Annotated in this window: 32 protein-coding genes; 17 read left to right on the top strand and 15 right to left on the bottom strand. The window is 65.9% G+C overall.

The annotated features are described in order from the left end of the window. Positions 1 to 31 precede the first annotated feature (31 nt). Both QO034_RS04315 and QO034_RS04310 read left to right on the top strand, forming a co-directional pair. Positions 32 to 1,252: an MFS transporter gene (locus QO034_RS04315; protein ID WP_284484269.1), complete on the top strand. Its 1,221-nt coding sequence runs from the start codon at positions 32 to 34 to the stop codon at positions 1,250 to 1,252. Between the two features lie 103 nt (positions 1,253 to 1,355). Continuing rightward, positions 1,356 to 2,903 (top strand): phospholipase D family protein, encoded by a 1,548-nt coding sequence (locus QO034_RS04310; protein ID WP_284484268.1) that lies wholly within the window; start codon positions 1,356 to 1,358, stop codon positions 2,901 to 2,903. A 2-nt stretch (positions 2,904 to 2,905) separates the two neighbouring features. On the opposite strand, the gene QO034_RS04305 is transcribed toward QO034_RS04310, so the two are convergent. Beyond that, positions 2,906 to 3,718 carry an ABC transporter permease gene (locus QO034_RS04305; RefSeq protein ID WP_284484267.1) on the bottom strand — a complete coding sequence of 271 codons (813 nt, stop codon included), beginning with the start codon at positions 3,716 to 3,718 and terminating at the stop codon, positions 2,906 to 2,908. Between the two features lie 143 nt (positions 3,719 to 3,861). Here QO034_RS04305 and QO034_RS04300 point away from each other — a divergent pair, with 143 nt between their 5' ends. Continuing rightward, a complete protein-coding gene (locus tag QO034_RS04300; protein WP_284484266.1) occupies positions 3,862 to 4,440 on the top strand; it encodes a GcrA family cell cycle regulator in 579 nt (192 codons plus the stop codon). Positions 4,441 to 4,444: 4 nt separating this feature from the next. Here QO034_RS04300 and QO034_RS04295 read toward each other — a convergent pair whose 3' ends face one another. From QO034_RS04295 to QO034_RS04280, 4 genes are all read right to left on the bottom strand, one after another. Further along, the gene (locus QO034_RS04295; RefSeq protein WP_284484265.1) at positions 4,445 to 4,852 is read right to left on the bottom strand and encodes a DUF302 domain-containing protein; all 408 of its coding nucleotides are present in this window, start codon (positions 4,850 to 4,852) and stop codon (positions 4,445 to 4,447) included. A 69-nt stretch (positions 4,853 to 4,921) separates the two neighbouring features. Further along, positions 4,922 to 5,440, bottom strand: coding sequence for a YHS domain-containing (seleno)protein (locus QO034_RS04290; protein ID WP_284484264.1), 519 nt, complete (start codon positions 5,438 to 5,440; stop codon positions 4,922 to 4,924). Positions 5,441 to 5,661: 221 nt separating this feature from the next. Beyond that, the gene (locus tag QO034_RS04285) at positions 5,662 to 6,453 is read right to left on the bottom strand and encodes an SseB family protein (protein ID WP_284484263.1); all 792 of its coding nucleotides are present in this window, start codon (positions 6,451 to 6,453) and stop codon (positions 5,662 to 5,664) included. Further along, positions 6,450 to 7,067 (bottom strand): uracil-DNA glycosylase family protein, encoded by a 618-nt coding sequence (locus QO034_RS04280; RefSeq protein ID WP_284484286.1) that lies wholly within the window; start codon positions 7,065 to 7,067, stop codon positions 6,450 to 6,452. The genes QO034_RS04285 and QO034_RS04280 overlap by 4 nt, the downstream gene beginning before the upstream one ends. Before the next feature lie 255 nt (positions 7,068 to 7,322). Here QO034_RS04280 and QO034_RS04275 point away from each other — a divergent pair, with 255 nt between their 5' ends. The 6 genes from QO034_RS04275 (at position 7,323) to QO034_RS04250 (ending at position 13,877) form a co-directional block, all read left to right on the top strand. Beyond that, positions 7,323 to 7,982 carry an ABC transporter ATP-binding protein gene (locus tag QO034_RS04275; RefSeq protein ID WP_284484262.1) on the top strand — a complete coding sequence of 220 codons (660 nt, stop codon included), beginning with the start codon at positions 7,323 to 7,325 and terminating at the stop codon, positions 7,980 to 7,982. Beyond that, complete coding sequence (locus tag QO034_RS04270) at positions 7,960 to 9,606, top strand: capsule biosynthesis protein (RefSeq protein WP_284484261.1); 1,647 nt, start codon at positions 7,960 to 7,962, stop codon at positions 9,604 to 9,606. Before QO034_RS04275 ends, QO034_RS04270 begins: the two co-directional genes overlap by 23 nt. A gap of 2 nt (positions 9,607 to 9,608) precedes the next feature. Then, a complete protein-coding gene (gene kdsA / locus QO034_RS04265) occupies positions 9,609 to 10,442 on the top strand; it encodes a 3-deoxy-8-phosphooctulonate synthase (protein ID WP_284484260.1) in 834 nt (277 codons plus the stop codon). Positions 10,443 to 10,463: 21 nt separating this feature from the next. Continuing rightward, complete coding sequence (locus tag QO034_RS04260) at positions 10,464 to 11,960, top strand: phosphomannomutase/phosphoglucomutase (protein WP_284484259.1); 1,497 nt, start codon at positions 10,464 to 10,466, stop codon at positions 11,958 to 11,960. Between the two features lie 180 nt (positions 11,961 to 12,140). Further along, positions 12,141 to 13,511: a 30S ribosomal protein S12 methylthiotransferase RimO gene (rimO, locus tag QO034_RS04255; RefSeq protein ID WP_284484258.1), complete on the top strand. Its 1,371-nt coding sequence runs from the start codon at positions 12,141 to 12,143 to the stop codon at positions 13,509 to 13,511. Positions 13,512 to 13,634: 123 nt separating this feature from the next. Further along, positions 13,635 to 13,877, top strand: coding sequence for a CDGSH iron-sulfur domain-containing protein (locus QO034_RS04250; protein ID WP_284484257.1), 243 nt, complete (start codon positions 13,635 to 13,637; stop codon positions 13,875 to 13,877). 59 nt (positions 13,878 to 13,936) lie between these two features. Here QO034_RS04250 and QO034_RS04245 read toward each other — a convergent pair whose 3' ends face one another. From QO034_RS04245 to QO034_RS04225, 5 genes are all read right to left on the bottom strand, one after another. Then, complete coding sequence (locus QO034_RS04245) at positions 13,937 to 14,296, bottom strand: YigZ family protein (protein WP_284484256.1); 360 nt, start codon at positions 14,294 to 14,296, stop codon at positions 13,937 to 13,939. A gap of 75 nt (positions 14,297 to 14,371) precedes the next feature. Further along, positions 14,372 to 14,641, bottom strand: a complete 270-nt coding sequence (locus QO034_RS04240; RefSeq protein ID WP_284484255.1) for a DUF6455 family protein — start codon at positions 14,639 to 14,641, stop codon at positions 14,372 to 14,374. A 1-nt stretch (position 14,642) separates the two neighbouring features. Then, complete coding sequence (locus tag QO034_RS04235) at positions 14,643 to 14,957, bottom strand: DUF6455 family protein (protein WP_284484254.1); 315 nt, start codon at positions 14,955 to 14,957, stop codon at positions 14,643 to 14,645. Then, positions 14,950 to 15,201, bottom strand: a complete 252-nt coding sequence (locus QO034_RS04230; protein WP_284484253.1) for a DUF6455 family protein — start codon at positions 15,199 to 15,201, stop codon at positions 14,950 to 14,952. Before QO034_RS04230 ends, QO034_RS04235 begins: the two co-directional genes overlap by 8 nt. 94 nt (positions 15,202 to 15,295) lie before the next feature. Then, positions 15,296 to 16,012 (bottom strand): M48 family metallopeptidase, encoded by a 717-nt coding sequence (locus tag QO034_RS04225; RefSeq protein ID WP_284484252.1) that lies wholly within the window; start codon positions 16,010 to 16,012, stop codon positions 15,296 to 15,298. A gap of 140 nt (positions 16,013 to 16,152) precedes the next feature. Here QO034_RS04225 and QO034_RS04220 point away from each other — a divergent pair, with 140 nt between their 5' ends. The 4 genes from QO034_RS04220 to QO034_RS04205 all read left to right on the top strand — a co-directional run bounded on the left by QO034_RS04220 (position 16,153) and on the right by QO034_RS04205 (position 18,941). Beyond that, on the top strand, positions 16,153 to 16,398 hold the full coding sequence (locus QO034_RS04220) for a hypothetical protein (RefSeq protein WP_284484251.1): 246 nt from the start codon (positions 16,153 to 16,155) through the stop codon (positions 16,396 to 16,398). Between the two features lie 77 nt (positions 16,399 to 16,475). After that, the gene (locus QO034_RS04215) at positions 16,476 to 17,588 is read left to right on the top strand and encodes a class II histone deacetylase (protein WP_284484250.1); all 1,113 of its coding nucleotides are present in this window, start codon (positions 16,476 to 16,478) and stop codon (positions 17,586 to 17,588) included. A gap of 85 nt (positions 17,589 to 17,673) precedes the next feature. After that, positions 17,674 to 18,252, top strand: coding sequence for a nitroreductase family protein (locus QO034_RS04210; RefSeq protein WP_284484249.1), 579 nt, complete (start codon positions 17,674 to 17,676; stop codon positions 18,250 to 18,252). After that, positions 18,249 to 18,941, top strand: coding sequence for an EI24 domain-containing protein (locus QO034_RS04205; protein ID WP_284484248.1), 693 nt, complete (start codon positions 18,249 to 18,251; stop codon positions 18,939 to 18,941). Before QO034_RS04210 ends, QO034_RS04205 begins: the two co-directional genes overlap by 4 nt. Before the next feature lie 27 nt (positions 18,942 to 18,968). On the opposite strand, the gene QO034_RS04200 is transcribed toward QO034_RS04205, so the two are convergent. After that, positions 18,969 to 19,325, bottom strand: a complete 357-nt coding sequence (locus QO034_RS04200) for a hypothetical protein (protein WP_284484247.1) — start codon at positions 19,323 to 19,325, stop codon at positions 18,969 to 18,971. 213 nt (positions 19,326 to 19,538) lie between these two features. Between QO034_RS04200 and QO034_RS04195 the strand changes: the two genes are divergently transcribed. From QO034_RS04195 to QO034_RS04185, 3 genes are all read left to right on the top strand, one after another. Beyond that, positions 19,539 to 20,366, top strand: a complete 828-nt coding sequence (locus tag QO034_RS04195; RefSeq protein WP_284484246.1) for a bifunctional allantoicase/(S)-ureidoglycine aminohydrolase — start codon at positions 19,539 to 19,541, stop codon at positions 20,364 to 20,366. A gap of 105 nt (positions 20,367 to 20,471) precedes the next feature. After that, the gene (locus QO034_RS04190; protein WP_284484245.1) at positions 20,472 to 20,786 is read left to right on the top strand and encodes a YajG family lipoprotein; all 315 of its coding nucleotides are present in this window, start codon (positions 20,472 to 20,474) and stop codon (positions 20,784 to 20,786) included. 33 nt (positions 20,787 to 20,819) lie between these two features. Further along, a complete protein-coding gene (locus tag QO034_RS04185) occupies positions 20,820 to 21,815 on the top strand; it encodes a type I glyceraldehyde-3-phosphate dehydrogenase (RefSeq protein ID WP_284484244.1) in 996 nt (331 codons plus the stop codon). 19 nt (positions 21,816 to 21,834) lie between these two features. On the opposite strand, the gene QO034_RS04180 is transcribed toward QO034_RS04185, so the two are convergent. The 3 genes from QO034_RS04180 to puuE all read right to left on the bottom strand — a co-directional run bounded on the left by QO034_RS04180 (position 21,835) and on the right by puuE (position 25,564). After that, on the bottom strand, positions 21,835 to 23,271 hold the full coding sequence (locus QO034_RS04180) for a uracil-xanthine permease family protein (RefSeq protein ID WP_284484243.1): 1,437 nt from the start codon (positions 23,269 to 23,271) through the stop codon (positions 21,835 to 21,837). 395 nt (positions 23,272 to 23,666) lie between these two features. Beyond that, the gene (locus QO034_RS04175; protein WP_284484242.1) at positions 23,667 to 24,155 is read right to left on the bottom strand and encodes an ureidoglycolate lyase; all 489 of its coding nucleotides are present in this window, start codon (positions 24,153 to 24,155) and stop codon (positions 23,667 to 23,669) included. Beyond that, positions 24,152 to 25,564, bottom strand: coding sequence for an allantoinase PuuE (gene puuE, locus QO034_RS04170; protein ID WP_284484241.1), 1,413 nt, complete (start codon positions 25,562 to 25,564; stop codon positions 24,152 to 24,154). Before puuE ends, QO034_RS04175 begins: the two co-directional genes overlap by 4 nt. Before the next feature lie 142 nt (positions 25,565 to 25,706). On the opposite strand from puuE, the gene uraH reads away from it, so the two are divergent. Next, entirely contained in the window at positions 25,707 to 26,060 is a 354-nt protein-coding gene (gene uraH, locus QO034_RS04165; RefSeq protein ID WP_284484240.1) for a hydroxyisourate hydrolase, read from the top strand. On the opposite strand, the gene QO034_RS04160 is transcribed toward uraH, so the two are convergent. Next, positions 26,045 to 26,977, bottom strand: a complete 933-nt coding sequence (locus tag QO034_RS04160; RefSeq protein WP_284484239.1) for a LysR family transcriptional regulator — start codon at positions 26,975 to 26,977, stop codon at positions 26,045 to 26,047. The genes uraH and QO034_RS04160 overlap by 16 nt on opposite strands. Positions 26,978 to 27,000: the final 23 nt, after the last annotated feature.

Below are 27,000 nucleotides of genomic sequence, written 5' to 3'. Positions count from 1 at the left end.
ACACCAGCCCTCCACCGCGGACAGGTTCCAGATGCATGAAAAACGCATTCCCGAATGGCTGCGCCACGCGCCGGCCCCGAGCATTCGCGGCTTCGCGACCCTCGCCGGGCTGGAAGCGGTGGTGCGCGGCATCCTGATTTCGGTGTTTCCGCTGATCCTATATCGGGCGGTGGCGGATGCGCAGGTGGTGTCGGCGCTGTATTTCGGCGTCGGGGTGCTGTCGCTCGCCGTCGGGCTGATGGTGCCTTTCCTGATCCGCTTCGTCCCGCGCCGCCGGGTCTACAGCACCGGGGTCCTGTTCTACGTCGCCGGCGCGGCCCTGGCGATCGAAGGCAGCGCCGCCGGAGTCGTCGCGGCGCTGGCGCTCAACACCGTCGCCACGGTCACGACCTTCGTCTGTTTCAACGCCTATGTCCTTGACTATATCGCGCGGATCGAACTGGGGCGCTGCGAGACATCGCGGATGTTCTACAGCGCCGCCGGCTGGACGGCGGGTCCGGTGGCCGGAGTCGCTCTGATGCACTGGTGGCCCCCGGCGCCCTTCCTGATTTCCGGCGGCGCGGCGCTGGTGATGCTGACGGTGTTCTGGTTCATGCGGCTGGGCAACGGCAAGCTGATCAGCCGGGCGCGGCGGGCGCCGCCCAACCCGCTGGCCTTCCTGCCGCGGTTCTTCGCCCAGCCTCGGCTCGTCGCGGGCTGGCTCTTCGCGGTGATCCGGTCCTGCGGCTGGTGGGTCTATATCGTCTACCTGCCGATCTTCGCGGTCCAGAGCGGGCTGAGCGGCCAGCTGGGCGGGATCGTCCTGTCGATCACCAACGCCAGCCTGTTCGCCGCGCCGCTGATCCTGAAATGGATGCAGCGCCGGCCGCTGCGCAGCGCGGTCCGGACCGGCTTTGCCGTCGCCGGGACCATGTTCTGCCTCGCGACCGCCGTATCCGGCCTGCCGGTTCTCGCCGTGCTCGTCCTGATGATCGGATCGTTCTTCCTGATCGTGCTCGACGTCTGCGCCGGGCTGCCCTTCCTCATGGCGGTGAAACCGTCCGAACGCACCGAGATGTCGGCGATCTACTCCAGCTACCGCGATGTCTCCGGCATCGCGACGCCGGGCCTGGCCTGGCTGGTGCTTTCGGTCGCGCCGGTGGCCGGCATTTTCGCCAGCGGCGGCCTGGCGATGTTCCTGGCCTATGGGATCGCCCGCAGGCTGCACCCGAGGCTGGGCCAGGCCAGGCTGGCGATGCAGCCGGCCCACTGAATCCGGGGCCATTCGAGGTCGGGGATTGTCCGGAAGCCCCGGGTTTCGTATTCCTGCGGCATCCGCCGCCCAGACCATCGCCACTTCGACCCGGACCGCCCGCATGACAGCTCTGAAACTTCTGTTCGCCCTGCTCCTCGCCGCCCTGGTGCTCGCCGGGCTGATCGGATGCGACGACATTCCGCAGGATTACGACCGGCCCGTTTCGCGGGCGGCGACGGAGACGGACACGACCTATCTGGCCGATCTGTCCCGCAGGCTTGGCAATCCGGACGATGGCCGGTCGGGCTTCTACCTGCTGCCGGACGGGCTGGAGGCGCTCGCCGCGCGGCTGGTCCTGGCCGAACGCGCGGAAAAGACCATCGACGCGCAATATTACCTGGTCCATGACGATGTGGCCGGCCACGTCTTCGCCTGGGAACTCCTCAAGGCGGCCGATCGTGGTGTGCGGGTCCGGCTGCTGATCGACGACATGGACACCTCTGGCTACGATGCGATGACGGCGGCTCTGGACAGCCATCCGAACATCGAGATCCGCCTGTTCAACCCGTTCTGGCGGCAGCGCGGGCGGGCGCTCAACGCCCTGTTCGATTTCCAGCGGATCAACCGGCGGATGCACAACAAGTCGATGACCTTCGACAACCAGATCACCATCGTCGGCGGACGCAACATCGGGGCGGAATATTTCTCGGCCAATGACGAAAGCAACTACGACGATCTCGACGTGTTCGGGGCGGGACCGGTCGCCAGAGAAATTTCCGCCGCTTTCGACGACTACTGGAACAGCGAATACGCGGTTCCGGCATCGGTGGTGATCGGTCCGGCGGATGCGGACGCCGTCGCAGGCGGCGCGCGCCGGACCCTGGAAGGTCTCGTCGCCCAGGCGGCCGAAACCGGATACGGGCAGGCCCTGACCGACGAATTCAGGTCCCGGATGAAAGCCGGCCGCCTGTCGCTGGCCTGGACTCCCTGGAAGGTTATCGCCGACCCGCCGGAAAAGGCGGCCGGCGATCTCGACAACCTGCCCATCGTCGCGTCCCAGATGCGCCCCTACCTTCTGAACGCGACGCGCGACCTATTCGTGTCATCCGCCTATTTCGTGCCGCGCGCGGGCGGCGAAGCCTTTCTGACCGGGTTGCAGGACAAAGGCGTCCAGGTGTCGATCCTGACCAATTCGCTGGATTCCACCGACGTGGTTCCCGTCTACGGGCACTACGCGAAGTCGCGCAAGGCGCTGCTGGACGCCGGGGTCGAACTCTGGGAACTGCGGCCCGACAGGGAACGCCAGGACCGGTCGCTGCGTCAGCTCGGCCTGTCGAGATCGGGTCTGCATACCAAGGCCTTCGCCATCGACCGGCGCTACCTCTTCATCGGGTCGGTCAACTGGGATCCGCGCTCGGTCCGCATCAACACCGAGATGGGCATTCTCATGGATGCGCCCGAACTGACCTCCAGGGTTGTCGAGTCCTATGCCAAAGGGCTGCCGGCCAGGGCCTACCGGCTGTCGCTGGACGACAGCGGCGACATCACCTGGACCGCGCAGCGCGAGGACGGAACCACCCTGCGCTATCTGGACGAACCGCGCGCCTCCGGCTGGAGCATGTTCCAGGCCCGGCTCTTCGGTCTCCTGCCCATCGCGGGCCAGCTCTAGGATCAGGGCTTCAGCCGGTAGCCGGATGTCAGCATCCGCCAGGCGATCAGCGACACGCCAAGGGTGGTGACGCCGCAGACCGCGGCCCCCAGCAGCGGCGAACTGTCGGACACGCCGATCATGCCAAAGCGCACCCCGTCGATCAGGTAGAAGAACGGGTTCAGATGCGTGATCCGGCTCAGCAGGGGCGGCAGCGCCTCGACCGAATAGAAGGTGCCCGACAGGAACGCCAGCGGCGTCACCACGAAATTGGTGATCGCCGCCATCTGGTCGAACTTGTCGGCATAGATCCCGGCCACGATGCCAAGCGCCCCCAGAAGCGCCGCGCCCAGCAGTACGAAGACCAGCGCCACCAGCGGATGCTGCGGCAGGATGCCCAGCGCCAGCGACAGGCCCAGCCCGATGGCCAACGCCACCATTACGCCGCGCGCGATCCCGCCCGCCAGATAGCCCAGCACCAGTTCCGCCCCCGACAGGGGCGGCATCAGCGTGTCCACGATATTGCCCTGCACCTTGGAGATGACGATGGAGCTGGAACAATTGGCGAAAGCGTTCTGGATCACCGTCATCATCAGGATGCCCGGCGCGATGAAGGTCAGGAACGGCACGCCCATCACGTCGCCCCGGCGCGGGCCGATGGCGAGGTTGAAGATCATCAGGAACAGCGCCGCCGTCACCAGCGGCGCCAGCAGCGTCTGGGTCCAGACCGCGGCGAAACGCATGATCTCGCGGGCCGCCAGCGTATAGAGTCCCAGCCAGTTGACCCAGCCGAACCGGCGCTCGCCCTGCGCTTCGCTTGCTGTCGTTTCCAACATCTTCCCTCCCTGCCCGGATCGGCTGCGCCATCGTCACGTCAAGACGCCTTGTAACTCAGCCCGCAGTGATTAAAATAGGCCGTCGAGACGAATTTTCGGAAGCGGCCGCAAGGGGGGCCGCTTTTTAGCTGGAAAGGTAGCCCATGTCCTGGACCGACGAGCGCGTCGAGACGCTCAAGAAAATGTGGGGCGAAGGCCAGTCGGCCAGTCAGATCGCCAAGGAACTCGGCGGTGTGACCCGCAACGCCGTGATCGGAAAAGTGCACCGGCTGGGCCTGTCCAACCGCACCTCGGGCGCCGCCGCGTCCAAACCCGAAACCAAGGAGAAACCGGCTGCCGCCGCCCCCAAGCCCGAAGCGAAGCCGCGCCCGCAACCCAAGACCGAAGCCGCGCGCCCGGTGCAGGACCCCGCAAGCGAACAGAAGCCGGCCGGCCCGGCCCGGCGCCAGATCATCCCGGCGGGACAACCCCTGCCGCCGCAGCCTTCGGCCAATGAAATCAGCCCGGAAGCCCTGGCAAAGGTGAATGAAATCGAAAAGAAGGCGAAGAAGATCAGCCTGATGGAACTGACCGAACGGACCTGCAAATGGCCCGTCGGCGACCCCGCGACCGAAGATTTCTGGTTCTGCGGGCTGCCGGTTCAGGCCGGCAAGCCCTATTGCGAGGCGCATGTGGGCGTGGCGTTCCAGCCGATGAGCGCGCGGCGCGACCGCAAGCGCTGAGGGTTCAGCCGCCGTCGCGCAGGTGCTGCGCGACGCGCTCCAGCCGGTCCCCGGCATCCTCGGCCAGCGCCCGCATCTCCCCGGCGTCCGACAGTCCCGACCCGCCCAGCATCTCGCGGGCGTCGGGAATGCGTACCTGGACCGAATCCCCGCCCCCGGCGCTTTCGACCGTGACGTTGCAGGGCAGCAGCAGCCCGATTTCCGGGACCGCCGACACCGCCTCATGCGCCAGTTTCGGATTGCACGCCCCGAGGATGGTGTAGCGCGGGAATTCCACGCCGAGCTTGGCGCGAAACGTCTCGTCCATGTCGATCCGGGTGATGACGCCAAACCCTTCCTGCGCCAGCGCGTCGGTCACGCGCGCGATCGCGTCGTCAAAGGGCTGATCGAGGGTTATTCGCGTGTGCTTCATGTCGGGCTCCTGCGTTCTGCAATGGTTCACACCCGAATATCTGCGCGCGGGCCTGCCGGTTCAAGCCCGTCATTCGGCGACGGGCGCCATCGATTCGAACTGCGGGATCGGGTTATGCGACGCCTCCGCGGGTTCGATCTGCGGCCAGTTGCCATCCGCCAGCGAGATGTTGCCGGGAATGTCCTCTTCCCAGAACCCGACCACGTTGGGCGTGATGTTGAGGTAAAGCCGGTCGTCGACGATGCGCCACAGTTTCGGATTGCCCGGCACCTTGCCGCCCTTGCTGACCCCGTAGGCGCAATGCCCGTCGAACTGCGGCGCGTATTTCGCCGGATCTTCCAGGAACAGCTCGCGGTTCCCGGCGGTGGCGAAGGCAAAGGTCGCGCCGTTGTATTCCGCGGTGATGTCGGCCCGTCCCGGCACCGCGGCGGGCTGTGCCGTGCCGACGGGATTCTGCGCGAGGCCGCGATAGGCGACCACGTCATAGCCCGACACCGCGAAACCGGTGCTGTCCACGTATTGTTCCCCCGCGAACGCCGGAGCGGCGAGGCTGGCGGCCGTCGCGACGGCCATGGCAAATCGTTTCATGCGAACCTCCTCGAAAAGAACGCGCCGCCGGCTCCGTGCCGGGCGCTGCCCGCACCATCCTTCATTCGCGCCCCGGCGCGAAGCCCCGCTCGCGCGGCTGTGACGGCGCACGACGGGCCGTGACCGGGTCCGGACCGATTGTTTCAGTTTCGCGGGGGGCGCCGATGCCGCGCCGGCGCATTTCAGGCGGCAGCGCCTTCCCCGTCCGGCGCGCGGATCGCTCAGCGCAGGATGGGCGGGCGGTCCGGATCGCGTCCGGGGGCCGCCGGGGCGGCAGGCTCCGTCGGGGCTGGCTGCGGCAGGTCGAAGCGCAACCCATGTGCGGCCAGTTTCACCACCATCGGATCGGTCGCGGCAAAGAACCCCACGTCCATCGCTCCGGCGTCGATCCCCGAAAAGGTCAGCGCCTCGCCCGCCGCCTTGGCCAGCGCCCGCTCCGCCCCGGCCCGCGCGCCGACGAAGCCGAGCAGATGGCCGCGCCCCTGATCCCCGTGGGAGACGCCAACCAGATAGGCCGCCTGCGCCAGCCCCGCCGCGGTGGCCAGTTTCGCGTCCAGCGCCTCCAGCAGCGCCTTGGGCAGCCCGCCGGGCGCGTGGATACTTTCGATCCGCGTTTCCACCTCGTCCGGGGCGTGCTCCAGGGTCTGGGCCAGCCACGCCACCGCATCGGCCGGGATCAGGATCGACGACGGGGCGACGTCAAGGTTGAGCCCCAGCCCAAGCCCCTGCGCCGCCAGCATCCGCGCCGCCACCCGCCCCGACAGCGCCGCATAGGGCGCGGGACGTCCCGCGAACTGCGCCAGCCGGGTTTCCAGGTCGAACCCCAGAACGAACCGCCCCTCCGCCACGTCGAAGACCTCCGGCGACAGGTTGTCGCCCTCGGGTTCCTCGGTCAGCAGCAGGAACAGCTCGCAGTCGCCCAGCCGCTCGAAGAACCGCAACCGCGCCGCGTCATCGCCATCCGCCGCGGCCATCGCCGCATGCGCCCGGTCCAGAGCCGTCGTTTCCGTCATCCCAGCACCTCCTGAACCCGCCGGCGCAGAACCGGCAGAAGCTCGGTTTCAAACCACGGGTTCTTCCTGAGCCACCCGCTATTGCGCCAGGACGGATGAGGCAAGGGAAACACCCGCGGCGCATGGTCTCGCCATGCGGCGACCGTCTGCGTCACCGGCCCGCGCGCGCCAAGATGCCAGCGATGCGCGTGACCACCCACCAGGATGTGCAGATCGACGCCGCGCAATTCCGCCATCACCCGGCCGTGCCAGGTCCGCGCACAGACCAGCGGCGGCGGCAGGTCGGCCTTGCCCGCGTCATAGCCCGGAAAGCAGAAAGCCATCGGAACCACCGCCACCCGGTCCAGATCGTAGAAGACCGCCTCGTCCATCCCCAGCCAGTCGCGCAGCCGGTCCCCGGACGGGTCGGTGAACGGGCGGCCCGAGGCATGGACCCGCGCGCCGGGCGCCTGCCCGGCGATCAGGATGCGCGCCCCCGGACGGAACCACACCACCGGGCGCGGCGCGTGCCCGGTCGCGGTGGCCGCGAACCGCTCCGCGCAAAGGGTGCAGCGGCGAATGCTGTCGGCAAGACTCTCCTGCACCCCCGCCGCCTTCGGAACCTCTCCGCTCATGCCGCCCGGCGGGGCCGCAGCCCCCGCGCGCAATGTTTCCGCATCCTGCACAATCCCGATCCGCCCAGCCCGGCCAGCACGCCGCATTTCCGGAGAATTCGCCGGGTTCCGCCGCATTGCGATTGGATATTTGTTTCGCAAATCGACATAATATGCTGAGAAATGTCAGACATCCTGTTAACACTCCTTTGCTAGATATCATGATCATGCCGCTTGGGCGGAAACACAACCGCGGGATCGGTGCGCAAAGAACAGATGCTTGAATTCGTCAATGTCAGCAAATCCTTCTGGACGGGCACCCAGCGCAAGGTGATCCTCGACCGGGTGTCGTTCAAGGTCGAACTGGGGCAGTCTCTCGGGGTGCTCGCCCCCAACGGGACCGGCAAGACGACGCTGATCAACATGATGGCCGGCCTCGAAAAGCCCGACGAAGGCGAAGTCCTGCGCGGCTGCAACATCTCGTTCCCGCTCGGCTTCATGGGCGGCGTCGTCAACAAGGTGTCGGCGATGGAAAACGCCCGCTACATCGCCAAGCTCTATGGTCTGGACCCGGATTATGTCGAGGCCTATTGCCGCTGGCTCTGCAACCTGGGCGAATATTTCGACCAGCCGCTGGGCACCTATTCCCAGGGCATGCGGGCGCGGTTTTCCTTCGCGCTGATGCTGGCGCTGGATTTCGACATCTACCTGATCGACGAAGGCATGCCCGGCACCACGGATGTGGAATTCAACCGCAAGGCCGGCGTCATCCTTCGGGAAAGACTGGAAACGACCACCATTATCATCGTGTCGCACCAGGCGGCGACACTGGAAAAATTCGCGCGTTCCGCGGCGGTTCTCATCGACGGCCAGCTGCGGATGTTCGACACCTTGGAAGAGGCAAAGCAGCTCTATGACTACCAAACCCAGGGTTAGGAAATTCCGGTTCCGGCACAGCGGCGCCGATGCGCCCGACATCCCCGCACCCCGACAGGACGGCGCGGCAGGCCCGGACACCGCCTCCGGCGCAACCGGCGGCCCGCCGCAGGACGCCGAGCGCCCGGAGCCGCCCCGGACCGCCAGCGAAGCCGCGATCGACGCCATCCGCGCCGAAGGGTTGACCGGCCGCCAGTTGCGCCTGGCCCGCCGCGTGGCCCAGAAACACGGCCTGACGGCGTCATCGGACGCGGACGCCGTGCGCCTGCTGCGGCAACGCGGGATCGACCCGTTCAAGCGCTCCAACATGCTGGAACTGGTGGTGCCCAATGGCGGCGCCGAACCGCAAAACGGCGCGCCGGACGCCTTCGAGAACCTGCCCGCCCGGGGCGAGACCGGGACAGCGGGCGTTCGGCTGCCCCAGACCGTGCCCGGCAAGGTCGGCGTTCCCGCTCCCGAACTCAGCCCGGCGGAACAGCGCAATCGCGAAATCCGCGCGATCCAGCGGGACATCGCGCTCCGGCGGCGGCGCAAGCTGGCGCTGCTGCTGACGCGGCTCGCCTTCTTCGTCCTGCTGCCCACCGCGATCGCGGGCTATTACTTCCATGCCATCGCGACGCCGATGTATTCCGCCAAGTCCGAATTCCTGATCCTGCAGGCGGACAATGCGGGCGGCGGCGGGCTCGGCGGGCTGCTGACCGGCACGCAATTCGCAACCAGCCAGGATTCCATCGCCGTGCAGTCGTTCCTGCAATCCAAGGACGCGATGCTGCGGCTGGACCGCGATGTCGGGTTCAAGTCGCATTTCAGCCAGCCCTGGATCGATCCGATCCAGCGGCTTGGCGACGACCCCACCAACGAAGAGGCCTATGAGACCTACCGCAAGAACGTGAAGATCGGCTACGACCCGACCGAGGGCGTGATCCGGATGGAAGTCATCGCCGCCGATCCCGTGGTCAGCGCCGATTTTTCCACCCGGCTGATCTCCTATGCCGAAGACCGGGTCAACAACCTGTCCCAGCAGAAGCGCGGCGACCAGATGAACGACGCGCTGCAAGGCTTCGAGAACGCGCAGGCCGAACGGCGCAACGCCCAGGAAGCGCTGGTTCAGTTGCAACAGCAGGGCGCGATCCTCGACCCCGAAGGCGTCATCGCCGGCCTGCGCGCCCAGATCAACAACGTCGAACTGCAATTGCAGGAAAAGCAGCTTCAGCTGGCCGCCCTGCTGGACAATGCGCGCCCCAACCAGGCCAAGGTCGACGGCGCCACCGGCGACATCGGGCGGCTCCAGGACCTGCTGGCGGCCCTGAACGCCCGCATGGTCGATGCCTCCAAGGGCGAGAACTCGCTGGCGCAACTGGCGGTGCGCATCCAGATGGCGCAGGCGGATCTCGCCACCCGCGACATGATGCTGCAATCGGCGCTGCAACAGGTCGAACAGACCCGGATGGAAGCCAACCGGCAGGTGCGCTACCTGACCGTTTCGGTCAACCCGGTGCCCAGCGAAGAAGCGAGCTATCCCCGCAAGTTCGAGAACACCATCCTTGCATTCCTGATTTTCGGTGGCATTTATCTGATGATCTCTCTCACCGCATCGATCTTGCGCGAACAGGTAACGTCCTAGCCATGCCCCATGTAACCGTCGCCGATCTGACCATCGGAAACGATCTTCCCCTGACCGTGATCGCCGGCCCCTGCCAGCTGGAAAGCGCGGATCACGCCCAGATGATCGCGGGGACGATGAAATCCGCCTGCGACGCCGCCGGCGCGCAATATGTCTTCAAGGCCAGTTTCGACAAGGCCAACCGCACCAGCCTTTCGGGCAGGCGCGGCCTTGGCATCGACGAAGGGCTTCGGGTCCTGGCCGGCGTCCGGGACCAGATCGGCGTTCCGATCCTGACCGACGTGCACACCGAAGCCCAATGCGCCCCGGTGGCCGAGGCGGTCGATATCCTTCAGATCCCCGCCTTTCTCTGCCGGCAGACCGACATGCTGCTGGCGGCGGGCCGGACAGGTGCTGCGATCAACGTGAAGAAGGGCCAGTTCCTCGCGCCCTGGGACATGGCCAACGTGGTGGACAAGATCGAAAGCACCGGCAACCGGCGCATCCTCCTGACCGAACGCGGCGTGTCCTTTGGCTACAACACTCTGGTCGCGGACATGCGCAGCCTGCCGATCATGGCGAAAACCGGCTACCCGGTGGTGATGGACGCGACCCATTCGGTGCAGCAACCGGGCGGACAGGGCGGCAGCAGCGGCGGACAGCGCGAATTCGCCCCGGTCATGGCCCGCGCCGCCGTGGCCATCGGCGTCGCCGCCGTCTTCATCGAAACCCACGAGGATCCGGACCGCTCGCCCAGCGACGGGCCCAACATGGTCCACCTCGACCAGATGCCGGCCCTGATCGAGACATTGATGCGGCTCGACAGGATTGCTAAGGCACAGCCAGTCGTTATCTGACCCAGAATTCAGGACCTTTTCATGACCAGACCTGCCGCCAAGGTGACTCAGAACACCTGGAGCTTCCTGCGCGATGCGATGATCGCCCCCACCGGCTTTCGCGAATACGACGCCCGCTGGAAATACCCGGACGAAATCAACCTCCCCGGCATCACCGCGCTCGGCCTCGGACTCGGCACGCAGATGCACCGGCGCGGCATCCGGCCGGAAATCGCCGTCGGCAACGACTACCGCGACTATTCCCTGTCGATCAAGAACGCGCTGATGCTGGGGCTGATGCAGGCCGGGATCCAGGTCAGGGACATCGGCCCGGCCGTGTCGCCCATGGCCTATTTCAGCCAGTTCCACCTCGATGTGCCCGCGGTCGCGATGGTCACGGCCAGCCACAACCCGAACGGATGGACCGGCGTCAAGATGGGGTTCGACCGCCCGCTGACCCACGGCCCCGAAGAGATGGCGGAACTGCGCGACATCGTGCTCGCCGGCGCCGGAGAGCCGCGCCCCGGCGGCGGCTACGCCTTCGTCGACGGCGTGCGCGAGGCCTATCTCGACGACCTCATCGGCGACTTCCGCATGTCCCGCAGGCTCAAGGTCGTCTGCGCCACCGGCAACGGCACCGCATCGGCCTTCGCGCCGGAACTCTTCGAACGGATCGGCGTCGAAGTCGTGCCGAGCCACAACGAACTCGACTACACCTTCCCCAACTACAATCCCAACCCCGAAGCGATGGAAATGCTGCACGACATGGCAGCCAGCGTGCGCGCTTCGGGCGCCGATTTCGCGCTCGGCTTTGACGGCGACGGCGACCGCTGCGGCGTGGTCGACGACGAGGGAGAGGAAATCTTCGCAGACAAGGTCGGAGTGATCCTCGCCCGCGATCTCGCCCGGCTCTATCCCGGCGCGACCTTTGTCGCCGACGTGAAATCCACCGGCCTCTTCGCCTCCGACCCGGAACTGCTGAAACACGGGATCAAGGCGGACTACTGGAAAACCGGCCATTCCCACATGAAACGCCGGGTCAAGGACATCGGCGCGCTCGCCGGCTTTGAGAAATCCGGCCATTACTTCCTCGCCGGTCCCATCGGGCGGGGCTATGACTGCGGGCTGCGGGTCGCGGTCGAAATCTGCAAGCTGATGGACCGCAACCCCGGCAAGTCCATGTCCGACCTGCGCAAGGCCCTGCCGCGGACCTTCGCCACCCCGACCATGTCGCCCTATTGCGCCGATACCGAAAAATACGACGTGCTGGCCCGCCTGGTCGACCGGCTGGTCGCGCTGCACGAAACCGGCGGCCGGATCGCCGGACGCCCGATCGCGCAGGTCGTCACCGTCAACGGCGCCCGCGTGATTCTCGACAACGGCGCCTGGGGGCTGGTGCGGGCCTCCTCCAACACCCCGAACCTCGTGGTGGTCTGCGAAAGCCCCGACAGCGAGGCCGAAATGCGCGCCATCTTCGCCGATATCGACGCGGTGATCCGCACCGAACCGGCGGTCGGCGCCTACGACCAGACGATCTGACCCCCGGCGCGGCAACCGCAAGGATACCGCGTCCCGCCCCGGCCCGGAGTTTCATCTTTGCAGAAATACTCCGGGGTCCGGGGCAGAGCCCCGGCTTTCCGCCGCCACCGGTCCCCGCAGGCAACCCTGTCCGCAACTCGACCCTAGGCAGAGGCGCGTTTCCCGCCTATATGCGCCGGAATGACAACCAACCCGCCGAACCTGCGCCCCGACATCGCCCCCCGCGCCCGCCTGGCCGACACGCCCCGCGCCGGCCAGCCCACCATCGGCATGGTCAGCCTCGGCTGCCCCAAGGCGCTGGTGGACAGCGAACGCATCCTGACCCGGCTGCGCGCCGAAGGCTACGCCATCTCGCCCGACTATGCCGGGGCCGACGCGGTGATCGTCAACACCTGCGGGTTTCTGGACAGCGCGAAGGCCGAAAGCCTCGACGCCATCGGCGAGGCGCTGACCGAGAACGGCAAGGTGATCGTCACCGGCTGCCTCGGGGCGGAACCCGACTATATCCGCAGCCACCACCCGCGCATCCTGGCGGTGACCGGGCCGCAGCAATACGAACAGGTGCTGGACGCGGTCCACGCCACCGTGCCGCCGGACCCGGATCCGTTCATCGACCTGCTGCCCGCGACCGGCGTCTCCCTGACCCCGCGTCACTACAGTTATCTCAAGATTTCAGAAGGCTGCAACCACAAGTGCAGGTTCTGCATCATCCCGGACATGCGCGGCAGACTGGTCAGCCGCCCGGCCCATGCGGTGATGCGCGAAGCGGAAAAGCTGGTCGAAAACGGCGTGCGCGAACTCCTGGTCATCAGCCAGGACACCAGCGCCTATGGCACCGATATCCGCGGCCGCGACCACAGGCACCCGATCCTGCCGCTGGCCCGCGATCTCGGCAGTCTCGGCGCCTGGGTGCGCCTGCATTACGTCTATCCCTATCCTTTCGTGCGCGATCTGGTGCCGCTGATGGCGGACCCGGAAAACGGCCTGCTGCCCTATCTGGACATCCCGTTCCAGCATGCCCATCCGGACACGCTGAAACGCATGGCGCGCCCGGCCGCCGCCGCCCGCACGCTGGATGAAATCGCCGCCTGGCGCGCGATCTGCCCGGACATCACCCTGCGCAGCACCTTCATCGTCGGCTATCCCGGCGAGACCGAGGCCGAGTTCCAGACCCTGCTGGACTGGCTTCACGAGGCGCAGCTGGACCGCGTCGGCTGTTTTCAGTACGAAAACGTCGCCGGGGCCCGCAGCAACGCCCTGCCGGATCACGTGCCGGAAGAGGTCAAACAGGACCGCTGGGACCGGTTCATGGCCAGGGCCCAGGCCATTTCCGAATCGAAACTGGCCGCCAGGGTGGGCAAGACCCTGCAGGTCATCGTCGACGAGGTCGACGATACCGCCGCCACCTGCCGGACCATGGCCGACGCGCCGGAAATCGACGGCAACCTGTTCATCGACGAAGGCTTCGAATCGCTGTCCCCCGGCGATATCCTCTCCGTCCTCGTGGACGAGGCGGCGGATTACGATCTCTGGGGCAAGCCGGCCGGATGAACGCCTCCCCCGGCCGGTCGCCTGTGCCCTTGCGGCGGGCCGCCACCGTGATCCGCGGCATCGCTTGACCTTGCGGCATTTCCTGTCAGGTTCGTGACAGCCAGTTCAGCAGGAGCAGACACCATGCCAGACGCACCCGTCATCGCCCAGAAAGCCCCCTTCCCGGTCGAGGTCGTTGAAGGAAAGACCTATTTCTGGTGCGCCTGCGGACGGTCCGCGAAACAGCCCTTCTGCGACGGCAGCCACAAGGTCACCGACATCACCCCGGTCAGATACACCGCCGAGTCCGACAGGAAACTGTTCTTCTGCGGCTGCAAGCAGACCGGCAAGCCGCCGCTCTGCGACGGCTCCCACGCCCGGCTCTAAGGGCGCATCCGCGTCTGCACGGCGTATGCACGCGGTATGCACGGGCCGTGCATGCCCGTTCAGCCCGCCGGATCGCGGTGCTCCAGGTAGTGACGCACCGCGTCCTGCACCCGGCGGAACCGGTCGCCGCCCAGCTTCTTGCCGCCATACCAGCGGGTCACGACGATGATGTGATTGCGCAGCCCTTCGCGTTCGAGCATGCGCAGGATGACCATCCCGGCGCCGCTCTCCCCGTCGTCGTTCTTGAGCGGCCCGTCATCCAGAAGGACCCCCCAGGTGTTATGCGTGGCCTTGGCGAACTTCCGGTCCCGGCACAGCGACCGGACAAAATCCTGCGCCCCGTCCCGGTCCGAAACCGGGCCGCCGGACACCGCGTATTTGCTGCCGCGATCCGTCAGGAAACCGTCAAAAACCTGCATTCTGATCCTGTGACACCCGCGTTCCCGGCGTCCCGGCGCGCCTTTCGGGCACTGCACCGCGATCCGACCGCGCCGTCAAGCTTTGCGCAGCCGGTCCAGCCAGTCCCGGTGCAGACAGCCGGACGGCGCTGTTTCGGCCGGCCCAACATGGCGCGCCAGCCACTGCTGGCAGGCTTCGTGGCAGTTTCCCGACCGGCAGCGGGCCACCATTTCGCAATACTCCGCCGGGTTGAGCCGGCCTTCGCGCATCGCCCTGGACAGGCTGATTCCCATCACGCGGGCCACGGACCGGGTCAGCCAGAAATGCCGGTCGATCCCTTCGAGATGCGTTTGCGATCCGTCCATGTCAGACCCCCCCGGCCGCCTGCTCCTCCGACTGCGCCCGGAGCCGTTTGAACCGGCCGCGATTGAGGCAATAGGCCGGCGCCCCGTCGGCACAGGGATGATCGTCGAGCCACTCCGGGCACCGATCGGCCCCGGTGCAGCAACGGCAGGTCTGAACCATGTCGGCCCAGTCCGGCTGCGTCAGGGTGCCGGCTTCCGAGGCTTCGACCAGATCGGTCTGCGTGGCTTTCGCCATCCGCGACACCAGCCGCACGTGGCGCATCATCCGCCCGAGCCGGCGGGGCTGTCTTTCCGGCATGTCTTCAGGGTCAGGCATCTTCCGCAAGCTCCTGCAATTCCAGTTTGTTGAGACAGAATTCCGGCAGCGAGCGGGTGTCCGCGCGCAGCCATTCCGAACAGCGATCCGGATGGGCGCAATTTGCGCAGCGCAGAACGGCGCTCGCCAGATTGTCCATCGACATGCGCCCGGATATCGCCAGATCCTGAAGATCGAGGCCCACCGCGTCCGCCATCCTGTCAAGCAGCGCGGCGTGGCGCCTGATCTGATCGATGCTGAGCATGCTGGCGACTCCCCGCGCGTCCATCAACGGGTCGAACTTACGGCGAATGATATCCGGTGCCTTGACATGCATCAAAACGACGGCACCGCGGGCGTCAGCCGCCGAGCGCGCGCATGGTGCGCCGGACCGTTTCGATGCGGGAAGCGTTGGGCGGATGGCTGCCCAGGAACCGGTCCCCCGGATCCGGGATGCGCATGAAGAATTCCGCACCCACGAGGGGATCGAAACCGGCACGGTATGTGATGACGGTTCCCAGTTCATCGGCTTCCAGCTCGAATTCCTTGGAATAGGCCCGCGCACCGACCGCCGCCCCCAGTTCCTGCGCCGTCGCCACATCCGCCGCCGCGCCGCCGGTCAGCGTCGCCAGATTGCCGAACACCAGCGCGCCCGTCGCCGCGTTCAGACGCTGCCGTTCCAGGTGGTTGGCCACATGATGGGCGGCTTCATGGCCGATCACGAACGCCATTTCATCGGCATTGCGGACGCTGCCGATCAGCGACACAGTGAAGGTCAGAACCGGCCGCCCCTGCGAGTCCTCGCTCTGGAAGGCATTGGGCTGCTCGCGCGGGTTCGGATCGACCGCGATCAGGAAGTCGCAGTTCAGCCGGGGTGCGCGCCGGCGGCATTCGCGCTCGGCCACCGGCTCCACCGCCCGCACGACGGTGGTGAAATTGCGCGCGGCCTGTTCCGGGGACAGGTTTTCCCAAGCCGCAGCACCGGTGGCCGCCGGTGGTTGCGCGGTGGGGGGCGGGGCAACGCTGCAAGCGCCCAGAACAACGGTAGCGACCAGCGATAACACAGCCCAGCGCACGGATTTTCCTTTCAGGGTTGCCGTTTGGATGGCAGTGACGCCAATATAGGCACCCCCCCTGCGGGTCGCCAGCGCCCATTGCATCCGTGGTGCTGCAAACTGCGCTTGCATTGCACCGGAGGCACCGGCAATTTGGGCGCATGTTTTCGATCGAGCACGAATTCGACGCAACCGTGATAACCCTTGTGGACGAGGGCGCGGCCCCGTTGCAGGAAGACGTGGTGATCAACGGCTTCGCGGAATGCGTGACCGTGGAACAATACGATCCGCGCACCGATACCGTTCAGAAAGTGACCCTGTCGCCCGAGCAGCTGCGCGATCTTGCGGCGGCGCTCGATCTGCCCGAAGGCGTGTATCAGTTGCGCCAGTCATCCGAACCGGACTAACAGCGGCCGAAGCGCCATAGACTTTTGCGGCGTCGGCGGGAATAGTCGCCGCGACGGGCGGAAAAGGGACTTCAAGGATGGCGACAGGATTCTTCTGGGACGAGCGGTGCTTCTGGCACGCGGGGGGCAATTACGTGTTCACCCTGCCCGTCGGCGGGCTGGTGCAGCCGCAGGTCGCGGGCGGACTGCCCGAGAACCCGGAAACCAAGCGGCGGCTGAAGAACCTGATGGACGTCACCGGACTGAGCGCCGAACTGGCGATGGCCAGCGCCCCGCCGGCGGCATGGGAGGATTTGAGACGGGTGCATCCTGAGAGCTATCTGAGCGAGTTCAAGCGCCTGTCGGATGCGGGAGGCGGCGAACTGGGGCGGCGCACCCCCTTTGCCGCCGGCGGGTTTGAAATCGCGGCGCTTTCGGCCGGCCTGTCCATCGCCGCCGTCGACGCGGTGCTGACCGGCACGCTCGACAATGCCTACGCCCTGTCGCGCCCGCCGGGGCATCACTGCCTGCCCGATTTCCCCAACGGGTTCTGCCTTCTGGCCAATATCGCCATCGCCATCGAGTCCGCGAAGGCGCGGCATGGTCTGGGCCGGGTCGCGGTCATCGACTGGGACGTGCACCACGGAAACGGCACCGAGGCGATCTATTACGACCGCGATGACGTTCTGACGATCTCGGTGCATCAGGAAGGGAACTACCCGCTGGACACCGGGGCGATCGGGGACCGGGGCCGCGGCGCGGGCAAAGGTTTCAACATGAACGTGCCGCTGCCCGCCGGGGCCGGTCACACGGCCTATCTGGCGGTGATGGACGAGATCGTTCTTCCCGCACTGGTCCGTTTCAAGCCCGACCTGATCATCGTGGCCTGCGGATATGATGCGTCGGCCTGCGATCCGCTGGCGCGAATGCTGGCCACGGCGGACACGTTTCGCCAGATGACCCTGCGGGTGAAGGACTTGGCGCAGGATCTGTGTGGCGGCCGCCTTGTGCTGGTGCACGAGGGTGGGTATTCGGAAATGTATGTGCCCTTCTGCGGGCACGCGACGCTTCAGGCCCTGTCCGGCAGCAGCATCGCGGCGCCCGACCCGATGGCCGAAACCTTTGCCGTCCGCCAGCCCTCCGCCCGGTTCGACGCCTTCCTGCGCGAAGTGGTGCGCGATGCGGCGGACGTCCTCGCACCGGGGGCATGAACGCGGGAGCAGGCGTGTTTCCGGCTTGAAAACCCGGTGCAAAGCGCCGACATGAGGTCGCAACCGCCAGAAAAAGGTCCGCCACATGCCCGATCCCAACCCCGCCGCGCTGGATTTCCTGTTGTCGCGCAGGTCGCGCCCGGCCAAGACACTGGTCCCGCCGGTGCCGAACCGGGATCAACTGATGCCGATCCTGACCGCCGCGGCCCGAAGCCCGGATCACGGCAAGCTGGAACCCTGGCGTTTCATCGTCGTCGAGGGGGCCGCGATGGCGCGGCTGGCGGAACTCGCTGAAACGCGCGGGGCCGCGCTGGGAAAATCCCCGGAAGACACCGCCAAGGGCCGCAGCCAGTTCGACCAGGGCAACCTGGCGGTGGCGGTTGTCGAATCGCATAAACCTTCCGACAAGATCCCGCCGATCGAACAGAGCTATTCTGCCGGGGCGGTTTGCCTGGCGCTGCTGAACGCGGCCCTGGCGTCTGGTTGGGGCGCGAACTGGCTGAGCGGATGGGTCAGCCACGACCCGGTGTTCCGCGCACAGGGACTCGGGCTTGCGCCCGAGGAACGGATCGCGGGCTTCATCCACATCGGCACCGAACAATCCGCGCCACCGGAACGTCCGCGCCCGGATCTCGGGCAGATCGTGCAGTGGGTGACGGAATGATCTTTTCTTCTGTTTCGCTGGCCCTGGGCCAGCTCGGCGACCCCAGGTTCCGGCGGGTGCTGCTGCTGGGGATCGCCTTGACCCTGGGCATGCTGATCGCCGCAACGGCCGCGGTCATGATGCTGATCGGCTGGGTCGTCGGCGACGACGTGACCCTGCCTCTGATCGGCCCGGTCACATGGCTGAACGACCTTCTGAGCTGGACATCGGTCGGCGTCATGCTGGTTCTGTCGGTATTCCTGATGGTGCCGGTCGCCTCGGCCATCACATCGCTGTTTCTGGACGAGGTGGCGCAGGCGGTCGAGGACCGGCATTATCCCGGCCTGCCCCCGGTGCCGGGCGTGCCCTTCGCCGACGCGGTCCGGGATACGGTCAGCTTCCTGGGCGTTCTGATCGTCGCCAATATCCTGGCGCTGATCCTCTACGTGATGTTCGCGCCGCTCGCGCCTTTCATTTTCTGGGCCCTGAACGGGTTCCTTCTGGGGCGCGAATATTTCACCCTCGCCGCGATCCGGCGCGTCGGGCGGACAGAGGCCAAACGCCTGCGGTCGCGCAATTCCGGCACGATCTGGCTCGCCGGCACGGTGATGGCGATTCCCCTGTCGGTGCCGCTGGTCAATCTTTTCGTCCCGGTTCTGGGCGCCGCGACCTTCACCCATATCTTTCACCGGCTCGAAGACCGGTCCTAGCCGACCCTGAACTTGCAGATCAGGGCGCTACGGCGTGACCCGCCATCGCCCATCCGGCGACCTGCACATACGGTTGCGCAATTCCAGCGGGTTCTTCCGGTCTTTCGCATGGATGACGTGGTGCAGGTAGGCGCAGTTGCCCTGCATCTTTTCCAAGGTCACCGACCCTTTGGAGCCGGACTGCGGGTTTTCCCATCTGGCGGTCTTTCCGGGCGTCGGAGACGCGGTCTCGTAAAGCGTGCTCTCGGTTTTCCACATCAGATCGAAATCCTGCGGGCTGACTCCGAAATCGGCGATGATCCTCGACAGCGACTTGGCCACACCGGGCGCAGGTGCGGCGGCCAGAAGGAACGGCAAAACCATCAGGCACAGAAAACGGCTCATGAAATCCCCGTGTTGGCGCGGCGCTTGTCTTCGCCATGGCATGATTACAGCGCCTGACGGCGGATGTCCAAACCTGACCGTGGCGCATCCGTTCTTTTTTGGAGCCGCGCGCAATCTTCAAAAATTGCGGAACAATGCTTTCGGGGCAGCCGCCCTAGGCCCGGACGGAAAATTGACGGCATACTGGACACTGAACCCTGATCGAGGAACGAGATGTCCATATCCCCCTATTTCGCCCCCACCGGAGGCCACCCGCCGCAAGAGCAGTTGCTGACTGACAGGGCCATGTTCACCGACGCCTATGCGGTGATTCCGAAAGGCACGATGCGCGACATCACGACCAGCCTTCTGCCGCACTGGTCCGCCACCCGGCTCTGGGTCATTGCCCGTCCGATGACCGGTTTCGCGGAAACGTTTTCGCATTACATCATGGAAGTGTCCGCAGGCGGCGGCAGCGACCGCCCTGAAAACGACCCTGACGCCGAAGGCGTCCTGTTCGTGGTGGACGGCGCCATGACCCTGACGATCTCGGGCACCGCCCATGTGATGGAAGCCGGCGGCTTTGCCTACCTGCCCGCTGGCTGCGACTGGACCCTGCACAATCACGCCGGACCGGCCGCGCGGTTTCACTGGATCCGCAAGGCTTACGAAGCGGTCGATGGCATAGAGCGGCCCGACCCGATCGTGACGCGGGATGCCGACGTGACCCCGAGCGAAATGCCCGGTACCGAAGGCCGCTGGGCCACGACGCGTTTTGTCGATCCCGCCGATTTGCGCCACGACATGCATGTGACCATCGTCACCTTCCAGCCGGGCGGCGTGATCCCGTTTCTGGAAACCCATGTGATGGAACACGGGCTATACGTTCTTCAGGGCAAGGCGGCCTACCGTCTCAATCAGGACTGGGTCGAAGTCGAGGCCGGCGACTACATGTGGCTGCGCGCCTTCTGCCCGCAGGCCTGCTATGCCGGCGGTCCCGGGCCGTTCCGCTACCTTCTCTACAAGGACGTGAACCGGCATATGCCGCTGCGGCTCCGCTGATCGCACGGCGGCGTTGCAGTTGCCCTGAGTTTGGATCACACTGGTTCCGGAAACGACCGGTCGCGCCTGGTGTGCTGGTGTCTATGAGCAGTGGAGATTATCCGGATGAAACCCTTGAGTCTGACAGTGGCGCTGGTCCTGGCCGGATGCGCCGCGCCCGGACCGTTCTCGCAGACCGAAACCAAAGTGGTTCAGGTCATGGGCCGAAACTGGACGGTCACGACCGTGCCGCGGCAACCCAATGCATTCGTCGCGCAACGCGACAACAACAACCTGCAACCGTTCGGGAAACCTGTGGCCCTGCTGACGCCGCAGGCGGTGCGCGCGCTTGAAACCGCCACAGGATGCAAGGTGGTTCAGGGAAGGTTGTGGCAGGATGTCTCTGCGAGATTTCACGCCGACATGGCCTGTCCGGGCTGAACCGGCACGACGACGCACCCCGGACAGATTACCATGCGCATTGCAATCAACGGCTTTGGCCGGATAGGCCGGACGATCCTGCGGCAGGTCCTCTGCCAGCCCGGTCGGCAGAATGTCGAAGTCGTTCTGATCAACGACATCGCGCCGGTTGACATGCTGGCCTACCTTTTCGAATACGACAGCACCTTCGGGCCGCTGCCGCTGCCGGTTTCCACCGACGGCGCGGCCCTGACCGTCGGCGACCGCCAGATCCCGACGACGCATTGCGAAGACCTGACGCAGCTCGACCTGGCCGGCGTGGACGTGGTTCTGGAATGCACCGGGATCGCCCGCAGTTCGGATGTCGCCGAACGGGGATTGACCGCCGGGGCCCGGTCCGTGCTGATTTCGGGCCCCTCCCCGGCCGCGTATGTCACCGTCGTGCTGGGCGCAAACGACTCCGCGCTCGGTGCGCACCGGATTGTGTCCAACGCCTCCTGCACCACCAATGCGGTGGCCCCGCTGCTGGCCGCGGTGGAAAGCCTCTGCGGCATCGAAACCGCGCATATGACCACGATCCACTGCTATACCAACAGCCAGCCGATGGTGGACGCGCCGCGCGGCGATCCGGCGCGCAGCCGCGCCGGCGCCCTGTCGATGGTGCCGACCACCACCAGCGCGACGCATCTGATCGACGAGGTCCTACCGCACCTCGCCGGTCGCATCAGCGGCGCAGCGGTCCGGGTGCCGGTCGCCAGCGTGTCGGCTGTCGACCTTGTGGTGCGTACTGCACGGGACATCGACGACGCGAGGTTGCGGGCGGACCTGCGCGAGGCAACGGATGCATCGCCGGTGCTGGGATGGACCGACCTGCCTCTCGTGTCCTCGGATCTTCGCGCGCGACCGGAATCGCTGGTCATAGCGGGGCCGGAAACCGGCACGACCGGACCCCGCCAGCTGCGGCTCTTCGGATGGTATGACAATGAATGGGGGTTCTCGGCGCGGATGCTGGACGTAGCCGCGCGGATGGCGGAACGCGGGACGCCATAGCGCCCCGCATTCCGGTCAATCAGACGTGATCGTCGCGGATCAGCGACCCGTGTCCATGGCCTGTCATGCCGCCGGACACTTCTTCGGTGGCCTCGTCCGCCAGTTCTTCGGGCAGGATCAGGTTCAGAACGATGGCGATCAGCGCCGCAGGCAACAGGCCGGAGGTCAGCAGGATGCGCGCGGTTTCCGGCATATGCTGCAAGGCGCCCGGTTCCAGTTGCAGGCCGAGGCCGATGGACAGGGCAATCGCGAAGATCACCATGTTGCGGCGGTTCCAGTTCACGTCGGACAACATCGAGATCCCCGCCGCGACCACCATCCCGAACATCACGATGACCCCGCCTCCCAGCACTTCGATCGGAACCGTGCGGATCACGCCACCGACCTTGGGTATCAGGCCGCAAACGATCAGGAAAATCGCGCCACAGGTCACGACATGACGACTCATCACGCCGGTCATCGCGATCAGGCCGACGTTCTGGCTGAACGAGGTGTTCGGAAAGGCCCCAAAGCATCCGGCGACAGCGGTGCCAAGACCATCGGCATAGGTCGCGCCCTGGATTTCCTTGTCGGTCGCCTCCCGGTTGGCGCCGCCCTTGGTGATGCCCGACACGTCGCCCACGGTTTCGATGGCCGAAATGAAAGCCATCAGGCAGAAGCCGAGCACGGCGGCGGCAGAAAACTCGAACCCGTATTTGAACGGCTGCGGCAAGGCGAAGGCGGCGGAGCGCGCCCATGAACTGGCAATGGCGTCGACGCTGAGAATGCCGACCAGGATCGCATAGACATAGCCGACCAGAAGGCCGATCAGAACCGCCGAGATCGAGATCATGCCTCGGGTGAAGAATTTCAGCCCGAGGGTCACGACAATCACGACAAGCGCCGCCGACCAGTTCAACAGCGAACCGTATTCCGGCGTGCCGATGGCGGGCACGCCGCCGGCGGCATACTGGATGCCGACCTGCACCAGCGCCAGCCCGATCATCGTGACCACGAGACCGGTCACGAGCGGCGGCAGCGCGAAGCGGATCTTGCCGATGAATGTGCCGAGAAAAGCGTGGAACAGGCCGCCGAGGATGACCCCGCCGAACAGGGCTGCGAGCGCATCGACCCCCTTGCCCGCCACCAGCGGAATCATGATCGGCAGGAAGGCGAAGGACGTGCCCTGCACGATCGGCAGCGCCGCGCCGACCGGACCGATCGTGATCGTCTGCAACAGGGTCGCCACGCCGGCGAACAGCATCGACATCTGGATCAGGTAGAGCAGTTCCGGAAAGTCCGGCGAATTGGACCCGAACCCGAAGCCCGCGGCACCGGCCACGATGATCGCCGGGGTCACGTTCGAAACGAACATGGCCAGAACGTGCTGGATGCCCAGCGGGATCGCCTTGTAGATCGCAGGTGTGTAATTTGGGTCGCGCAGCTGCTCCGCGGTCCCGAGTGAAGTGTCAGCCATGTCTCTCTCTCCGGTTGTTCATGGGGGTCTTGCCGCTTCTCCAGGCGGCTTCCGGTCTGTTGGTGATCGCGGTTTTGCCCGGCCGCATCCGCCGGGAAAGGCAGGTCCGGGATCGCATCAGGGATATCTTGCAGGTGGTGTCCCGACTTGCACGCGGTTCCGCGTGAAAATGGGCGGCTTATGTCGGGCCGCACTGAAACTGCCCGTGTTTTGAACAGTTGCGGTGCGGTCCCGGCAATTGCGCCATCGGTCACATTTCATTGTGCCAACTCCTCCCAAAGCTATCTGAATGTGCATCGAAACCGCGCTTTTCGGAAACCGCATAAACGGCAAAGCAGCTTCAAAAATTTCCGAACCCATCCCTTTCCGGGGCACGAGGCAGGGCCGGAAACCCGTCAGGAGCTGATGATCCGGTAGGGGGAGTCGAACCAGTGTTCTTCCAGGTTGTCGCCCGCGCCGATCCGGTCGATCACCGCGAACAGGCCCGGCGCGTGCAGGGGCGTCAGGACCCCGTGCCAGGTGCCCCGGTGAAGATTCACCGCCTGCCCCGGTTCGGTAACGAAGGCCAGCGGCGTGCCGGGGTTTCCCCCCGCGTCAGGCGCCACGACGACAAGGAACGGCAGGTAGGACATGGGCACGAAGGCCTGGCTGCCCTCGGGGTGCCGCTCGACCATATCGAGCGCCAGGGGCAGGCTGCGCGGGTTGGCGTTGAACAGGCTGATCCCGGCGCGCCCATCGGCGAAATCGAGCTTGGCCCGGTCGTGGTAGCGCCCGCACTGGCCCTGATTGATGATCTTGTCGGGTTCGCCCGCGCAATCCATCAGGTCGCCGAAAGGTGCGAACGCCTCGCGCGTGATTGGCCGGATGAGGATATCGCGGCTCATGACGGCAGCATGTCGCGCAGACGCAGTTCCGCGATGCGCTCGACCTGGCGGCAGGCCTCGGCGAACTCGGTGTCGCGGTCATTGCCGATGCGGCGTTCAAAGGCTTCGCGGATCGAGGCCTTGGTGTTGTCGCGCACGGCGATGATGAAGGGGAAGCCGTGTTTTTCGACGTAATCCGCGTTGAGACGCTGAAAGGTTTCGCGCTCCTTGTCGGTCAGCATATCGAGCCCCGCACCCGCCTGTTCCGCCGTGCTTTCGGCGGTGAGCTTGCCCGCCGCCGCCAGCTTGCCGGCGAGATCCGGGTGCGCGGTCAGGACGCCGAGGCGCTCCTCCTCGCTGGCAGAGCGGAACATTCGGGCCAGCGCGTTATGCAGGCCCCCGGCCGTGTCATGCGCGGCCCCGAGTTCGAGATCAAAGGCGCGTTCGGCGATCCAGGGCGAATGTTCGAAGATGCTGCCATAGGCCGCCACGAAAGCGTCGCGCTGCATCTGCGAGGGGCGCGGGTGGTCCTGCGGCGGGTGGGTTTCGGCCCAGTGCCGTGCGATGTCGAGCCGGGTGGCGAACCACACGTCATCATGCCCGCGCGCGTAGTCGAGGAAGCGTTTCAGCGCCATGATGCGCCCCGGACGCCCGATCAGCCGGCAATGCAGACCGATCGACAGCATCTTGGGCGTGCCCTCGGCGCCCTCGGCATAGAGCGCGTCGAAACTGTCCTTGAGATAGGAAAAGAACTGATCGCCCGAGTTGAACCCCTGCGGCGTGGCAAAGCGCATGTCGTTGCAATCCAGCGTATAAGGCACCAGCAACTGGTCGCGCGCGCCATAGCGCACCCAATAGGGCAGATCGTCGGAATAGACGTCGGCAATGTAATCGAACCCGCCTTCCTCGGCGGCGAGCCGCACGGTGTTGTCGGAGCAGCGCCCGGTATACCAGCCGCGCGGGCGTTCACCGACGACTTCGGCATGCAGGCGGATCGCCTCGTCCATGTCTGCGCGCTCATCGGCCTCGGCGGCGTCCTTGTACTCCACCCATTTCAGCCCGTGGCTGGCGATTTCCCAGCCCGCCGCCTTCATCGCCGCGACCTGGTCGGGCGAACGCGCCAGCGCCGTGGCGACGCCGTAGACGGTGATCGGCATATCCTTCAGCAGGCGGTGCAAACGCCAGAACCCGGCGCGGGCACCGTATTCATAGATCGATTCCATGTTCCAGTGGCGCTGGCCCGGCCATTGCGCGGCGCCGACGATCTCGGACAGGAACGCTTCCGAGGCCGCATCGCCATGCAGGACGCAGTTTTCCCCGCCCTCTTCGTAATTCATCACGATCTGCACGGCGATCTTTGCACCGCCGGGCCATTGCGCGTCCGGCGGGTTTTCGCCATAGCCGATCATGTCGCGTACGTATCGAGTCATCTGCCCCTCCGAGATTTTGGCTCCTTGTAATTCAGAGCAATGCCAGTGTTTTTCAAAAAAAACGAATAGCACTATCTGAGACGCGGAGTTTGCATAAAATCGCGGTCTGCGGCACACCCGGATCAACGACAGGAGGCATGTCATGACTGGATACCTGACCACGCACGTTCTGGATACCGCGCGGGGCTGCCCGGCGGAAGGCATCCGGATCGAACTGTTTCGCATCGACGGCGCGGAACATACCCTGCTGCGGACCTTGCACACCAATGATGACGGGCGCACCGACGAACAGATCCTGCCGGAAAGCGAATTCGCCACGGGCGTTTACGAACTGGTCTTTCACGCGGGCGAATACCTGGACCGGACCGGCACACCGCCGGAAAACCCGCGTTTCCTTGACGTGATCCCTCTGCGCTTCGGCATGTCCGAGGCGGCGCATTACCATGTGCCGCTGCTCTTGTCGCCGTTTGGCTATTCCACCTATCGCGGCAGTTGAACCTGCGCTTCGGCGCGCTTGACGGTGTCGCCGACGCGGTCGGCGATGAAATCCATGAACAGCCGGGTCTTGGGGTCCTGGTGCCGGCGATGGGTATAGAGGCACGCCATCTGCACCCCGGTCGGCGGCGTGGATTGCGCCACCGGCACCAGCGCGCCCGTGCGCATGTGATCGGCCACCTCGAAAACCGGTTTCATCGCGATGCCCTGCCCGCCGAGCGCCCAGTCGGTCAGCACATCCCCGTCATCGCATTCATAGCGCCCGGACACTGCGAAACGCTGCGGGCCGTCCGGGGTCATCAGACGCCACTGGAATTCCGTCGCGCCGGGATAGCGCAGATTCAGGCATTCATGCTTGTCCTTCACCAGGTCGGCGCCCGACTCCGGCATGCCCCGCGCCGCCAGATAGGCGGGTGCGGCGACCATCACCCGCTGGCAATCGGCGATCTTGCGGATGCGCAGGTTGCTGTCCTCGGGCTGGCCGAGGAAGAACGCGAGGTCCAGCCCCTCGGTCGTGAGGTCGACCGAGCGGTCGGTCAGGCGCAATCGCATGTCGATCTGCGGATACTGGTCGAGGAACTCGGGAACCTGCGGCGCGACCAGCCGCCGTCCCACCCCGAGAGGGGCCGCGACGAAGAGCGAGCCGCGCGGGTTCTCGGTCAGGTTGACCACCTGTGCCTCGGCCTCTTCCACCGCGTCCAGCACCACACAGGCCCCGGCATAAAAGGCGCGGCCCTGTTCGGTCGGGGTCAGGTTGCGCGTGGTGCGCTGGAACAAACGGACATTGAGATGATCCTCAAGCTGCGAGATCCGAGCCGAAGTGACTGCCGGAGAAATGCGCAAATCGCGCCCAGCCGCCGACATGCTGCCCAATTCATAGACACGCACGAAGGTTCTGATGTTGTCGAGATATGACATTATTCCAGAATTTTTGATACAGC

Source organism: Sedimentitalea xiamensis (genome assembly GCF_030164465.1).
GTDB classification, from domain to species: Bacteria; Pseudomonadota; Alphaproteobacteria; order Rhodobacterales; family Rhodobacteraceae; genus Sedimentitalea; species Sedimentitalea xiamensis.
The sequence above is the reverse complement of the archived record's forward strand: the minus strand, read 5'-3'. Positions and strand labels throughout refer to the sequence as shown.